The following is a 14,750-nucleotide window of genomic DNA, read 5'->3' on the forward strand; positions in this document are numbered from 1 at the left end:
GGGGGAAGTGCAGTGATGAAAAACGACAACGTATTGAAAAATACTGAAAGTTTTTCGATTGAATTATTGCTGTTAACTTATCCCCTTTTATTATTATCGGGAGATATTGCGATATCTCCTCATTATTTAATTTTGATCCTTTCCGTCCTAGCTGGAATCGGGATTTATTTTCTTTTCAATACCTTTTCCTACACAGCGCTGATTGGTTTACTGATTTCCTTATTCCTGTCCATGCCTTTATTTATAATTGGAATACCGGTAACACCGACAATTTTAGTATGGACTTATATATTTTGGCGAATACATACGAATTTTAACTCCGAACGGCCTGCACGTTGGAACTTTATGGCTGTTAATACAATTGTTTTTACAGTTTTTTATCTCATAACAACGATCTATTTGCTACAACCTGAAAAGACCGAATTTAATCAGACACATGTAATATTATTTATAGCAACGACAATTTTATATATTGTTTTGCGTTATATAATAGTTATGATAACGGGGAAATGGATACCCAATTTTCAATTCAGGGCAGTCCATAAAATGTTCGGAAGTGTATTGGGTATTGGGGTTGTAACCTTTGTCACCGTTTACTTTTTCATAGAGTCTTTCCGTTCTGCTATAATAAATGTTTTTATTATGTTGTTTGGGAATGTATTTAAAAAAACTGCCTCATTATTACCTGAGGTGGAATTGCCAAATCAAGCAATACCTGAAGACGAGCCATTAGAAGAAGTACTTATCGAAACGCCGACCTCATCTGACCAAATAAATCTCGGATTGTATATAACAATTATCGCGATTGCCCTTGCAATTATATTTATGATCATGATTCTAAAAAAACGTAAAATCACTATTGATACAATTAAGATGCCCTCTTACAGTTTGCAACCGTTTGGACTAAATAAAAGAAAAATAATTAAAAATCAAGATATAAATCTTTTATCAACCACAAATGTTGTGAGGGTGGCCTATCAGGAATTTGAAAAAGACGCAGAGCTTGCAAAGTCCTCTCGATTAGCCGGTGAAACGGTGAAAGAATGGTTTCAGCGGATGGGATGGGAACAGGATAATCAGCTAATTATGACTTATAATAAGGTTCGATATGGTTCCTTGACGATTCCGGAAGAAGAAAGTCGACAGTTTGTGGCAACATTAAATAAAATAAAAATAAATAATTTTAATAAAAATGTTTAATCATTAGATAAATCGGGGATATTATATCTGAACACAGCAACATTCTCATTTCCCCCTTTTTAGGATGAACTTTGACAAAAAGTTCATCCTCTTTTTTTGTTTAGTCTTAAAAAAATGTCGGAATCTAAAATTTCTGATAGAATAAACAAAATAGCTCATTTAAATAGGGAGGAATTGGAATGACTTTAAAGAAAATTGCCTTTATAGGAACCGGTGTAATGGGCAGCAGCATTGTTCGACATTTACTTAAGGCTAACTATGAAGTTACTATTTACACACGCACGAAAGAACGTGCAACCGCTCTTATTAGTGACGGTGCGAAATGGGCCCAGACGCCAAGTGAAGCAACAGCGGGGGCGAATATCGTTATTACGATGGTAGGATATCCTGTCGATGTGGAAGCTGTTTACTTTGGTTCGTCCGGTATATTTGAAGCGGGAAGTGAAGGCCAAATTATAATCGACATGACTACATCAAGTCCTGCATTAGCTAAACGCATTGCAAGCGTTGCAAACACTCGCAAAATGGCATCCATTGATGCGCCTGTTTCAGGTGGCGATGTCGGTGCTAAGAACGGCACGCTTTCTATTATGTGCGGCGGAGACGAAGATGTATTTAATAGGGTTCGTCCAGTTCTGGAAGTTTTCGGGAAAGATATAATTTATCAAGGCGATGCCGGAGCCGGTCAACATACAAAAATGTGTAACCAAATTGCCATCGCAACAAACATGATTGGCGTATGCGAGGCGATTGTCTATGCGGAGCAAGCAGGACTTGACCCTGAAAATGTTTTAAAGTCGATTTCAACGGGTGCTGCTGGATCTTGGTCACTATCCAATTTAGCGCCTCGCATGCTAAAGGATGATTTTGAACCAGGGTTTTATGTGAAACACTTTTTGAAGGATATGGATATTGCATTAGCGGAAGCTGAGCAAATGGGATTGAACTTGCCAGGTTTGGAGCTAGCACGCAGTATGTATCATCATTTGCTAGAACAAGGTTATGGAGACAACGGAACACAGGTCCTTTATAAAAAATATCAATCCTAATAATATAAAATGGACAGGTCAATTGCCTGACGCAATTAACAAGTAAATTGCAAAAAAAAGCACTTAACAAGTAAATTGCAAAGAAGCAATTAACAAGTAAATTGCAAAGAAGCACTTAACAAGTAAATTGCAAAGAAGCACTTAACAAGTTAATTGCAAAGAAGCAATTAACCTGTCCATTTTTAAAATTAGCCATCTAAATATGATGATCGAAAACTATTTGTTTTGTGAACGTTATGAACACTTTTCTTTTTTAGTTTGCTTTTCTTTATAATTGGCTTTTTTGGGGGTATTCCTATGAAACCTTCAAGGAGCTCTTTTGCAACGCGTAAACTCATGCGTTCTTGAGGATTACGAGCAGTTTGGTCTTGTTGACCAAGATGTGGAAGAGATTTGAAGTCTTCTTTTTCAGGGATCATGTGGAAGAGGAAATCGCAACAACGAACCAAGGTCGTTGAATGTTGTTTACTAAACTTTGGATTATCGACGAAATGCAATCCGATTTTTGTTGCATGACCTTTTTTAATGAGTTTTTCAAGCGCTAACTTTTTAAGTTCATATAACTCTTTATTATCCGGAGCGGTTTTTGCATGGCGATTTACAGTGTAGATAGCAACTGTAAGGTCTCGAATAGATGGACTACTTTTCAAAATTGGCCTCCTTTTAGTATTGTTAAATATTATACAATCTTTATAATACCAAAAAGGACTTTCTTTGTACATGAATTAAGCGGATTTGCAGGACACTACGAAAGACTAGAAAAGATAATTTAGAATCTTTCGTCGTCATTCTACATTATTTATGATATATTATGAGTGAGTATTCATTCACTAAGCTGAGGGGGAATAATATGTTTAAAGAAAAAGTGATGATTGTTACGGGTGGATCAAACGGAATGGGGAAATATATGGCGAAAAAGTTTGCAGATGAAGGCGCAAATGTTGTCATTACCGGAAGAGATTTTGAACGCTTGCATGCAGCCAAAGAAGAAATTGGCGAAAATGCTTCTGTTTTTCAAATGGATGTCAGAGATGTTGAATCAGTTCAACAAATGGTCAACTTTACAGATGAGAAATTTGGCCGCATCGATGGTCTCGTTAATAATGCGGCGGGGAACTTTATCGTTCGTGCAGAAGAACTTTCACCAAATGGATGGAAATCCGTAATTGATATTGTGTTAAATGGAACGTTTTATTGTTCGAGTGCAGTCGGAAAGTATTGGATAGAGAACAAGCAAAAAGGCACGATTTTAAATATGCTCGCAACGTATGCATGGGATGCTGGTGCTGGTGTCATTCATTCGGCGGCAGCTAAAGCGGGTGTTATGTCACTAACCAGAACACTTGCGGTTGAATGGGGAACGCAGTATGGAATACGAGTGAACGGTATCGCACCAGGTCCAATTGAACGTACGGGCGGTGCAGACAGGTTATGGGAATCAGAAGAAGCAGCAAAGCGGACACTCGCTTCGATTCCTCTTGGCAGAATCGGAAAACCCGAAGAAATCGCAGAACTTGCAGCATTCATCATGTCTGATAAAGCTGCATTCATGAATGGTGAAATTGTTACGCTTGATGGTGGCCAATGGTTGAATAAGTTTCCGTTTTAAAAAAAATGAATGGTTAATAATATATTAACTGCACATCCTTTTATAAAGGAGTGATGTGTGTATGGATATTTGGACAATACCGTTTATTATTGTTGTCATTATTATTAGCACGATCTGTATTTTAAGCGTGCAAAAATCAAGTCGAGCTGTTGGCATTTTGAATGAAAAAGATGCCGCGATGCCAGAAGCGATTGAAGATCATCCATTTACATTGAATCCAATATTTTGGATTATATTGGTGGCGACTCTGTTTGTCGGGATTATCATTTTCTACTATGCATTTTCATTCAGGTAAGAAATTGTATGTTTACTTCTTTAAGAAAACCTCTTTTTCATTGAAGAGGTTTTTTCTTTTCACTCAATACTATAGGCTTCTTGTGCTATGATAGATGAGTAGGTTTAGAATTGTCTAGCACAGAGATAGAAGGAGCCGATTTGCATGATTTCTGTTAGAAATAAAGAGTTTTTGTTTACCCCTATCGCAGATTATATTATTTCAGCTGAAAAGGTCGTACACGTTCAAATTGGTAACAATGCGGAACATGCTCTCCTCGTTTTAACTAAAACAGGATATTCATCAATTCCAGTGCTTGATGCGGATGACCGATTAAAAGGACTTCTTAGTATTCGAACAGTTACTGATTCCATTTTAGGTTTAGCGCATATTGAATATGAACGATTACCTGATTTAAAAGTTGATGAAATAATGAAAACTAACATTCCGACAATACGGACTACAGATCGCTTCCAAAGAGGATTGGACTTGGTAATTGATAATCCATTTGTTTGTGTTGTAGAAGAGGACGGAACATTTGCAGGTATTTTAACGAGAAGAGTAATTCTAAAACAGTTTAAGAAATATATATATTCCGTTGACTAACGGCGATGAAACAACCTGAGAAGGCTCCGTAGTAGGAGCCTTCTCTTTTTGGAAGGTGAAATATATGGGATTAAGTAAAAAAGCAATGAATAGACCGCTCGTCCTTATATCTGTCATGCTTGCAATGTTTGTTAGCGCAGTTGAAGCGACAATCGTGACAACTGCAATGCCGGTAATTGCATCAGATCTTGGCGGATTTTCGAGGTATAGTTGGATATTTTCTGCATATCTGTTAATGAGTACTGTCACTGTTTTAGTTTACGGGAAATTAGCCGACCTATTTGGAAGAAAGCCTATTCTATTTATCGGGATGACGATTTTTATTATTGGTTCATTTTTATGCGGATTTGCTGCCACTATGGAACAGTTAATTTTGTTCCGACTGCTCCAAGGTCTAGGGGCTGGTGCGGTCATGCCAATTGCTTCGACAATTGTTGGCGATATATACTCAACAAAAGAAAGAGCAAAAGTGCAAGGCTATTTATCTAGTATTTGGGGTATTTCGGCCGTTCTGGGACCGGCGATCGGCGGCGGGATCGTTTATTATTTTAGTTGGGAATACGTATTTTGGGTGAATATTCCGCTCGGCATTTTGGCGATGATCGGGATTGGCGTATTTCTTCAGGAACCAGAAAGAGAGAAAGAAGTTTCGATTGATTATAAAGGTGCAACATTATTAACCGTTTCTTTATCTGCTATTTTAATTTGGCTAGTTGAAGGCGGGCAATCATTCGGAAGGCTTTCACTATCTAGTATCGCATTATTATTGGTTGCCTTCGGTCTATTTACGTTATTTGTTTTTGTGGAACGCGCTGCTAAAGATCCATTAATGCCTTTTTCAATTTGGAGAAACCCAGTAATTTTATATGCGAATTTAGTTTCGTTTACCACCGGGTTTATTTTAATTGGCATATCTGCTTATTTGCCGACTTATGTAACGGGGGTCATGGGGCAACCAGCAATTGTCGCAGGATTTACGTTGACGGCTATGTCCATTGGTTGGCCAATTGCCTCATCTGTTGCAGGTCATTTATTAATCCGATGGGGGACTTTTAAGGTTTCATTTATCGGAGGGATTTTTCTGGTTTTCGGATCAGTATTATTTGTCATGATGAATGAAACTTCGGGTCCGTTATGGGCGGCGGTTTCAAGCTTTTTTGTCGGTGTAGGAATGGGGTTAACAAGCACTGCTTTCGTCGTCACGATTCAAGGAGCGGTACCAAGACAGATGAGAGGATCCGCGACAGCAGCAAATATGTTTATGCGTAATTTCGGAAACACTGTCGGAGCAGCTTTTTACGGAGCAATATTAAATGCTACGCTGATGGCTACTTTTAATAAGAATAATATGAGTTTTGACGTTGACAATGTAAATCTTCTTCTTACCGAAGAAGGACGCAAAACAATTTCGATGCCTGAACTTAGTCTGCTCGAAAATGCACTTGGCCAATCTTTGCAATGGGTTTATGTCGGCGTTGCTTTATTTGCAGTGATTAGTCTCTTGCTTATTTTACGAATACCACGTGGAAAGGAGCTTTTAAATGTCGATGATTGAACTCGAAATCATAAAAACACTTGCCGAGGAAGGAAATATGCGAAAGGCTGCTGATCGTTTATTTCTTTCCCAACCAGCCTTATCACAACGTCTCCAATCCATTGAAAAAGAATGGGATACATTATTATTTATTCGCTCCCAAAAAGGATTGGAACCAACGCCTGCCGGGGAACTAGTCGTTGAGTATGCAAAAGAAGCAATACTGAAAAAAGACGAAGCCCTTGAAATGATCGCATCGATGGCGGATAAAGTGCATGGAACATTGAAAATAGCATGCGCGTCAATTATTGGTCATACGTGGTTGCCCCAGGTGCTGAAAGAATTTGTTGAGCGTTACCCAGATGCGCAAATTTCCCTAATGACTGGTTGGAGCTCTGAAATTGTGAAAGCTTTAAACGAACGGGAAGCACATATAGGAATTGTTCGCGGTCAAACAGATTGGAAAAGTCGGAAGGAATATTTGTTCCGCGACCAATTATATCTCGTTGACAATGAAATAACTTCGCTCGACCAAATAAAAGAGACGACACGACCATTTGTTCAATTTAAAAGTGATTCAAACTACCATAGAGAAATTCAACATTGGTGGCAACGACATTTCGGGCAAAAACCGCAAAGACAAATTACAGTCGATCAAATTGAGACCTGTAAACAACTTGCCCTTAATGGAATTGGTTATGCCATTTTGCCTTCAATAACATTAATCGGCGATGAAAAGGTCAATAAAATCCCGTTATTGAACAGCGACGAAGAATTTGAATTGACACGGGATACTTGGCTTATCGGGTATGAATCGTCCTTTGAGTTAAAGCAAGTATCCGCTTTTACAGAAATTGTTCAACAACACGCGAAAAAGATACGGAAAAATAAAAGTATTCAATAAAGAAACTTATCTCTCGCTCATTCGTACTATTATAAAAGACTCTTAAAAAACGGGGGCCATGGATTATGATGAAAAAAATTATGGGGTATTTACTGGCAATCATCGTATTTATTTTGATAATTCCGGGCGTTACGGCTTTGGCAAAGCCGGATTTAAATGTTAAAGTATCCGCTGGTATTGACGGAAAAGCTAAATATGAAAAAGGGGTTCCCATTTCAATTACTGTTGAAAATACGGGAACCCATTTTAGTGGCGATTTAGTAATAGATGTGATGGATTCTTATCAACAAGGAATGGGCAGGGCGTTTCCCGTTGAAATCGGAACAGGAGAAACAAAAACGATTTCTTTCATTGTAAATAATATGGATGGAATGGCGGGGATGTACGGAAATACAAATTTCAAATCCATCTACTTTTACGAAGGCGGCTGGAAAAAAGGAAAAGAAATTAAACATTTAGGTGCACAATCACCAACAGCAACGATGTATCATGATGAGAAAATGATTGTGACATTTACAAATAACGTAGACCGACTTGTTTCACTGAAAAGTGTTGATATCGCATCTGCCTCCAGTGTTCAATTAATAGATTCGGAAAAGATAGGCATAATGAGTTTTCCGGATGATGCACACGGTTGGGATATGATTGATTATATTGTTTTAGATGAATATGCATTTGCGGATTTGCAAAGCGAAAAACAACTTGCATTACTTGAATGGGTGAAAAATGGCGGAATTATCATCATAGGCAGTTCTGAGAACTTGGAAAACGAAGTGGGCGTGTTTTCATCTTATTTACCAATGAAATTGACTGAACAAATAGAACTCGTACCAACAGCGCTAAATGAATGGGCGAATACAACGGGGTTCGAGGAAAAAATTCGTGTATATTCATCTGAATTAAATGAAGGTGCTGTAGCGCTTGTTCAAGAAGAAGACCATTTACTTGTCGCTCATAAAAAACTTGGGCAAGGACTCGTCATTCAAACCGCATTTTCCCTAGGTGACGAACCAATTGCAAAATCACCGGGAATGAAAGCTTTCTGGAACGCTTTATTTTCTGCTGGTGAAAATGTAATCATTTCTCCATTTAAAAATATGTACGACCCGTTAAATCAATTATCCTATACGGTTGGTCATACCAATGAATTATTTCCGTCATTTAAAGTTTCTGCACCATTAATTTTTGGAATTATTGCACTGTATATAATCATCATTATTCCGATATTGTACTTTATCTTAAAACGCAAGGATAAGCGTGAATATGCATGGTGGATTATACCTGCGATTGCGTTATTAACGTCAGTTGCAATTTTTGGATATGGTGCGAAGGATCGGATTGGCCGTGCACAAATTCAGCATACAGCCGTTTTGAATGTTGAAGAGGATGGAAATGTTAAAGGATATTTTGCCGAAGCGATACTGTCCAATAAATCGGGTGATTATATCTTTAAAGCACCCCACGGAACAACGCTTGCTGCCTCACCTCAAGGTACAATGTTTAATACAAGTGGCAATATGGTCCATAAGAGAGCCATGCTTGAAAATGATGCTACAGGTACAGCATTGCATTTCCAGAATGTTGGCTATTGGAACGTCGCGTCCGTTTATGGGGAAACACATTTAAAAGATGTTGGGGGAATTGTCAACGATTTGACATTTAGTACTGGAGAGTTAACAGGTTCGATTACAAATGATTTTCCATTTGAGTTAAAAGATGTCGTCATATGGTCAGGAAGCGATTTTATCTCCTTAGACGATATTGGAGCAGGGGAAACCATTGAAATTAAAGAAACGTTAAAAACGACCCTATTAGGCCCAAGATTGCCATATCAAGGAATGTACTCGGCCGTAGTAAATGATGATCTTATGAAAATGCGAAAAAATAGCGCCTTATCATTTTTCAATGACAATATGAGTTTATCGAACAAACCTGTCCTAATCGGTTATACCGATACGCAAGTTGTTCCAATCACACTTGAAAAAGTTAACACTTCACTATCTGCATTGACGATGATTGTCCAGACTATAAAGTTAGAACTCAATTTAAAAGGGAAAATTACGGTTGATGAAAGTATGCTTGAAATGTATATGACGTTCGGCGAACCGGGTTATGGTAATTATGTTATCGAAAATCCTGCACATGAAATGTACGAAGAAGGAATGGATTATACACAGTCATGGAAATTGCCAGATGAATTAATAACAACAGAAATTGACTGGGCAACCATGAAGCTGTCCAATCTTGACAATCAATTGTACAGTAGCCGGATATTGAATATCCGAACCGGCGAATATGAACTAATCGAATCAGATGAAATGATATTCACCGAAAATATGACTGACTATATAACTGAGGATGGGATTCTCTCCATTCAAATCAACTTTAATAGTGGACAGTATAGTACCGGAGAAGTTCTCCCGAAACTGGAATTAGTAGGGGAGGTGTCGAAATGATTGAGATAAAAGGTGTTACAAAAAAATACGGTAACTTTAAAGCACTAGATGATATTAACTTGTCTTTAAAAGAAGGAACAGTTTTCGGTTTCGTCGGTGCGAACGGTGCTGGAAAATCAACGATGTTTCTAATACTTGCTACTCTTTTACAACCAACGTCGGGCGAATTATTTATCAATGGAATCAGCGTTCGAAAAAATCCTACCGAAATTCGTAAAATGATAGGGTATATGCCGGATTTTTTCGGCGTGTATGATCAATTAAAAGCGGATGAGTATTTGGATTTTTACGCTGCTAGTTATGGCATTTCTGAATCTGAACGGAAAAAAATTATTCCCCAACTGTTGGAGCTTGTCAATTTGACACATAAGCGTTATGAATACGTTGACTTATTATCTAGAGGAATGAAACAAAGATTATGTTTAGCGCGCAGCCTGATCCATGATCCAAAAGTTCTTATTTTAGACGAACCTGCTTCTGGTCTAGATCCAAGAGCGCGTATTGAAATGCGTGATATTTTAAAGTCTCTGAAAAAAATGGGGAAAACAATTTTAATTTCTTCGCATATATTGCCTGAGCTAGCAGAAATGTGTGATGAAATTGGCGTCATCGACAATGGTAGAATAATTGCGCATGGTTCGGTCAATGAAATTCAAACTCAACTCAGAGGCGAAAAAGTTATTACAGTGCATTTGACGGCGTCAATTGAACAACAAACTATTCATCATTTCGAAGAGAATCCATTCATTACGAATATTGAGAAGTTAGAAGCGATAAATGGAATTAGTTTTTCATTTAAAGGAACCGATGAGGACCAAGTTGAATTACTAAAAAATGCGATGGCAAATAACATTCCGATTCTTTCGTTTACAGAACATGTTACAAATTTAGAAGATGTATTCATGGAAATAACGAAAGGAGCGATTGAAGATGAAGCTTAATTTAAATAATCCAGTTTTATCAAAAGAAATAAAATTGAGGTTTCGATCGCCGAAAAGCTTCAACGGAATTTTGTTTTATTTAATCGTTATGTGTATCTTCGTTTTCGGTTTTATCTTCGTTACAATGAGTGTAAATCAAACGAGTTATTTCACGCCGGATGAGAGCTTCTTCCTGTTTACACTGCTTTCGTTTATACAATTAGGTTTAGTATTATTTATAAGCCCCGGTCTGACAGCAGGGGTAATTAGTACAGAAAGGGAAAAACAGACGTTGCCTATTTTGTTGACGACATCCCAAAGTTCCTTTCAAATTATCTCGGGTAAATTACTGTCATCCATCGCCTTTTTATTGTTACTAATTTTTGCTGGTCTTCCGATTTACAGCCTTGTATTTCTATTTGGCGGAATTTCACCCGTTGATTTTGGGCTAGTGTTTCTATTTTTGTTCGTCACATTATTTGCCATTGGCAGTCTTGGGGTTATGTTTTCGACAATTATTCGGCGCACGATAGTGTCGATGATCGCAACGTATGGAACAATGTTATTTTTAACGACTGTCACAGGTTTTCTAGCTTTAATGTTTATACAGTTGATGTCGTTAAGCACAAATGCTGTTCCGACATCATTCCCAGCCTATTTTTTGGCGTCGATTAATCCCGGAGTTCTGATGGCGTCTTTATTATCACCGGAAATCGAGGAAGGAATTTCTTCGGTTACGTTGATTGACTTTCCGATATGGGGAACGTATTTAATATTTTATTTATCAATTACGATCCTGTCATTGTTCATCGCGGTTAAAAACTTGCGAGTAAATATGAAACGACTTAAATAAGAGGAGGTTTGGCGAATGGATAGAAAATCAGTATTACACAACTATATTAACGCTGCATTGCTTCGTTTGCGAATCGAGAAAGTCGTCTATACGATGCAATCGGGAATGTTTTTTGCTGTTGTGAGTGCGGCTTTAGTATTTGTGCTTTCGAGGCTATTCGTCATTCCTTCTTATGAACGTTTTGCAATCATTATAGCGGTTCTTGTCTTAGGGGGAACTGCTTTTTATTCTGTTTACAATAGAGTTAGAAAAAATGAGGCGACACGACAACTTGATCGATATATTCCTCATAATCTACTGTTGACTGCCGTTTCAATTGAAGAAAGTGATTCTTTATTGGCATCCACTATAATCGAAGAAGCTAATTTAAAGGTTACAAAGGCTTATGAGGGTTTTAAAAAACGAGATAAGAAGTTTGTTAATCTAAAAATGTTACTCGGCAGTATTATTAGTTCTGCATTTCTAATTCTGTTAATAACTTTTCCATCAGAAGCCCAAATAGAAGCGGAAGCTATTGAACAAGAGAAGGTAATTGTCGATGAGATGAAAAAGGAAGTTGAAAAGTTAATTGAAAAAGAAAAAATGCCGGAAAATAAAACGGCGTTAGAGGATTTACTAGTTGATTTAAAGGATGCCGAGACATCAGAAGAAGCTTTAAAAGAATTAGTGAAAAAACAAAAAGAACTGCGTTTGCAAGAGTTGCAGCTTGCCGAAAAGAAAAAACTTGCTGACATGTCTGTTGATCCATCTGATGGACTTACCGATGCGGAGGAACAAGAGTTAACAGCGCTAAAAGAACTGTCGACAAATCTTGCAAAGAGCGTTGGAAAAACCAATACAGCATTAAGTAAAATAGGAAAAAGTATGGCTTTACCCGCATTAGCGGAAATGACTGATTCATCTGGGGATAAGGGAGAAGGCAAAGATGAGGCTTCGGGCGATGGCCAAGGAGAGGGCGAAGGCGATGGCGATGGTCAAGGAGAAGGTCAAGGAGATGGCAAAGACGAAGGTAAGGGAGATGGCAAAGACGAAGGTAAGGGAGAAGGCAAAGGCGAAGGCAAGGGAGAAGGCAAGGGAGAAGGCAAGGGAGAAGGCAAGGGAGAAGGCAAAGGAGAAGGCCAAGGCCAAGGCCAAGGTCAAGGTCAGGGACAGGGCCAAGGGGGTCAAGGTCCCGGAATCGGAAAGGGATCCGGCGGACGTGATCTTTTATCCATTCCATCAGAACGGATTGGAACCGCAAAAGACCCCATGATTGATGGTGGCAACCTAGATGAAGGAGAATCCGTTGAAGAGCGGGAAGCATATGGGCTTACTGAAAGAGGAACTATCCGACCTTATAACGAAGTGATTGGCAACTATAAAAAATCTTATTTGGAAAGCACCGGGAAAATGAATTTATCGCCAGATTTACAACGGGTCCTTTCGGATTACTTTTCGTCGATTGAATAGATGATATGGGAGTGAAGTGAGCTTATGCCTTACACACAGGAACAATTTAAAGAAATGAGCGAAAAGCTGGGAATGGTAAGAAATGAAATTGGTAAATTTATTGTCGGCCAACATGAGGCGGTTGAGTTTTCGCTCTATTCGATTTTAGCCGATGGTCATGCACTTCTTGAAGGGTTACCTGGGTTGGGAAAAACGATGCTAATTCGGACGATTTCCGAGGTGCTCGATCTCTCATTTTCAAGAATTCAATTTACGCCGGACTTGATGCCTGCCGATATTACGGGAACAAGTATCATTGAACGAAATGAAGAAGGAAAACAACAATTCGCATTTAAAAAAGGACCTATTTTTAGTCAAATGGTACTTGCCGACGAGATTAACCGTGCAACACCGAAGACGCAGAGTGCCTTGCTTGAAGCGATGGGTGAAAAAACGGTTACCGTTCTCGGAGAAACGCGTGAGATGGCGCGTCCATTTTTCGTCCTTGCAACACAAAACCCGATTGAGATGGAAGGAACGTATCCACTCCCAGAAGCCCAAATGGACCGTTTTCTTTGTAAAATCTTTTTACCCTTTCCGCAGAAGTCAGAGTTAAAAGAAATAATGATGCGAACAACGGGTTCCAAAGAAATAAAATTAGAAAAAGTAATGAATGCTGAGGAAATTGTTATAGCCCAGCACATGGTAAAAGAAATAATTATCGCTGAAGAAATGATTGATTATGCAGTGGACCTAATTTCAGCAACACATTTTAAGGACGAGACAAGTGGTGAATGGACGAATTTTGTTCAATACGGTAGCGGACCACGTGGGTTGCAATCCATTATAAAATTAGCGAAAGCACGTGCATTTGTCGCAGGAAGACTCCATGTTTCAATTGCAGATATTAAAATCGTCGCACTTCCCGCGCTTCGTCATCGTATTTTAATTAATTATGAAGGTGAAGCAGAAGGAGTAGAAGTTGATCATCTTCTGTTGAAATTACTGGAGGACGTGAAACAAGGGGCATCCGTCTAATGAATGAAGAATTATTTCCAAATCAGCTATTAAGTCGATTGGGTGGGCTATCAATTGCGACAAAGTCTGGTAGACTCGGCCATCATAAAGGAACACACCGATCTAGAAAGACGGGTTCTTCATTAGATTTTTCGGATTTCCGGGAATATCATATGGGCGATGATATTCGTCATATCGATTGGAATGTGTATGCGCGAACGGGTCAACCCTTTATAAAACAATATCTTGATGAACAAGAAATGCGCATTCATATCGTATTGGATTCAACGAAATCCATGCAGGTAGATGGAAAATGGGATTATGCTCGTAAAATTTGTGTCGGTCTAGGTCATATTGCGTTAAAAAGCGGCGATACAGTTTCAGTTTCGACACGGGTTCAAGGTCAAAGTCGCTTCATCCGAAAAAAAGGGGTTGCACAGCGGGCAGCAGTCACGAAATTTCTTTCGTCAATTGAAGAACCGAATTCAGAAAGTGGATTCACAGACAACCTATTGAGCTATATTCCAAAGGCATTAACAGTTTTATTTCTCGTTACGGATGGACTTGAAGAAACGGAAAACTGGGCGCATTTATTTAAAAGGTTACGAGGCATTTGTAATGATGTGCGTGTTATTCTTGTGCAGTCAGAATCAGAGGAATTGCCATCCTATGAAGGCGATGTTCGATTGGTTGATATCGAGAGTGACGACGGCGTTGAAGTGACAATGACAAACCGTTCAATTCGCCAATATATCGAGGCGAAAGAAATCCACGAAGGTAAATTATTCGCGCTTGCAAAAAAATATGGAATCCAAATTATTCACGGGAAAGTACATGCAGGCGTTATGACATTGATGACGAAAAGGATGCGCCAAGTTGGTTGGCTGGAATAGGAGGAAA

14 protein-coding genes are annotated in these 14,750 nt (G+C 38.7%); 13 read left to right on the top strand and 1 reads right to left on the bottom strand.

All coding sequences use genetic code 11. The annotated features are described in order from the left end of the window. The first annotated feature begins 12 nt into the window (after nt 1-12). Both JSQ81_RS18350 and JSQ81_RS18355 read left to right on the top strand, forming a co-directional pair. The gene (locus JSQ81_RS18350) at nt 13-1,200 is read left to right on the top strand and encodes a hypothetical protein (RefSeq protein ID WP_212605425.1); all 1,188 of its coding nucleotides are present in this window, start codon (nt 13-15) and stop codon (nt 1,198-1,200) included. A gap of 179 nt (nt 1,201-1,379) precedes the next feature. Further along, entirely contained in the window at nt 1,380-2,249 is an 870-nt protein-coding gene (locus JSQ81_RS18355) for an NAD(P)-dependent oxidoreductase (protein ID WP_212605426.1), read from the top strand. 188 nt (nt 2,250-2,437) lie between these two features. Here JSQ81_RS18355 and JSQ81_RS18360 read toward each other — a convergent pair whose 3' ends face one another. Next, nucleotides 2,438-2,899, bottom strand: coding sequence for a YkyB family protein (locus tag JSQ81_RS18360; protein WP_249336575.1), 462 nt, complete (start codon nt 2,897-2,899; stop codon nt 2,438-2,440). A gap of 200 nt (nt 2,900-3,099) precedes the next feature. Here JSQ81_RS18360 and fadH point away from each other — a divergent pair, with 200 nt between their 5' ends. The 11 genes from fadH (at nt 3,100) to JSQ81_RS18420 (ending at nt 14,743) form a co-directional block, all read left to right on the top strand. Next, nucleotides 3,100-3,858, top strand: a complete 759-nt coding sequence (fadH, locus tag JSQ81_RS18365) for a 2,4-dienoyl-CoA reductase (RefSeq protein ID WP_212605428.1) — start codon at nt 3,100-3,102, stop codon at nt 3,856-3,858. A 61-nt stretch (nt 3,859-3,919) separates the two neighbouring features. Further along, nucleotides 3,920-4,153, top strand: coding sequence for a hypothetical protein (locus JSQ81_RS18370; protein ID WP_212605429.1), 234 nt, complete (start codon nt 3,920-3,922; stop codon nt 4,151-4,153). A gap of 144 nt (nt 4,154-4,297) precedes the next feature. Beyond that, a complete protein-coding gene (gene cbpB, locus JSQ81_RS18375; RefSeq protein WP_212605430.1) occupies nt 4,298-4,738 on the top strand; it encodes a cyclic-di-AMP-binding protein CbpB in 441 nt (146 codons plus the stop codon). 64 nt (nt 4,739-4,802) lie between these two features. Continuing rightward, nucleotides 4,803-6,293, top strand: a complete 1,491-nt coding sequence (locus JSQ81_RS18380; RefSeq protein ID WP_212605431.1) for an MDR family MFS transporter — start codon at nt 4,803-4,805, stop codon at nt 6,291-6,293. Further along, entirely contained in the window at nt 6,280-7,176 is an 897-nt protein-coding gene (locus tag JSQ81_RS18385) for a transcriptional regulator CcpC (RefSeq protein ID WP_212605432.1), read from the top strand. Before JSQ81_RS18380 ends, JSQ81_RS18385 begins: the two co-directional genes overlap by 14 nt. Nucleotides 7,177-7,241: 65 nt before the next feature. Beyond that, nucleotides 7,242-9,632, top strand: coding sequence for a hypothetical protein (locus JSQ81_RS18390; protein WP_212605433.1), 2,391 nt, complete (start codon nt 7,242-7,244; stop codon nt 9,630-9,632). Next, the gene (locus tag JSQ81_RS18395; protein ID WP_212605434.1) at nt 9,629-10,573 is read left to right on the top strand and encodes an ABC transporter ATP-binding protein; all 945 of its coding nucleotides are present in this window, start codon (nt 9,629-9,631) and stop codon (nt 10,571-10,573) included. The genes JSQ81_RS18390 and JSQ81_RS18395 overlap by 4 nt, the downstream gene beginning before the upstream one ends. Continuing rightward, nucleotides 10,563-11,405, top strand: coding sequence for an ABC transporter permease (locus tag JSQ81_RS18400; RefSeq protein ID WP_212605435.1), 843 nt, complete (start codon nt 10,563-10,565; stop codon nt 11,403-11,405). The genes JSQ81_RS18395 and JSQ81_RS18400 overlap by 11 nt, the downstream gene beginning before the upstream one ends. A gap of 15 nt (nt 11,406-11,420) precedes the next feature. After that, nucleotides 11,421-12,854, top strand: coding sequence for a hypothetical protein (locus JSQ81_RS20095; protein WP_249336576.1), 1,434 nt, complete (start codon nt 11,421-11,423; stop codon nt 12,852-12,854). Nucleotides 12,855-12,878: 24 nt separating this feature from the next. After that, complete coding sequence (locus tag JSQ81_RS18415) at nt 12,879-13,871, top strand: AAA family ATPase (protein ID WP_212605438.1); 993 nt, start codon at nt 12,879-12,881, stop codon at nt 13,869-13,871. Beyond that, nucleotides 13,871-14,743, top strand: coding sequence for a DUF58 domain-containing protein (locus tag JSQ81_RS18420; protein ID WP_212605439.1), 873 nt, complete (start codon nt 13,871-13,873; stop codon nt 14,741-14,743). The genes JSQ81_RS18415 and JSQ81_RS18420 overlap by 1 nt, the downstream gene beginning before the upstream one ends. Nucleotides 14,744-14,750 lie beyond the last annotated feature (7 nt).

The sequence above is a fragment of the Sporosarcina sp. Marseille-Q4063 genome (assembly GCF_018309085.1).
Lineage (GTDB): Bacteria > Bacillota > Bacilli > Bacillales_A > Planococcaceae > Sporosarcina.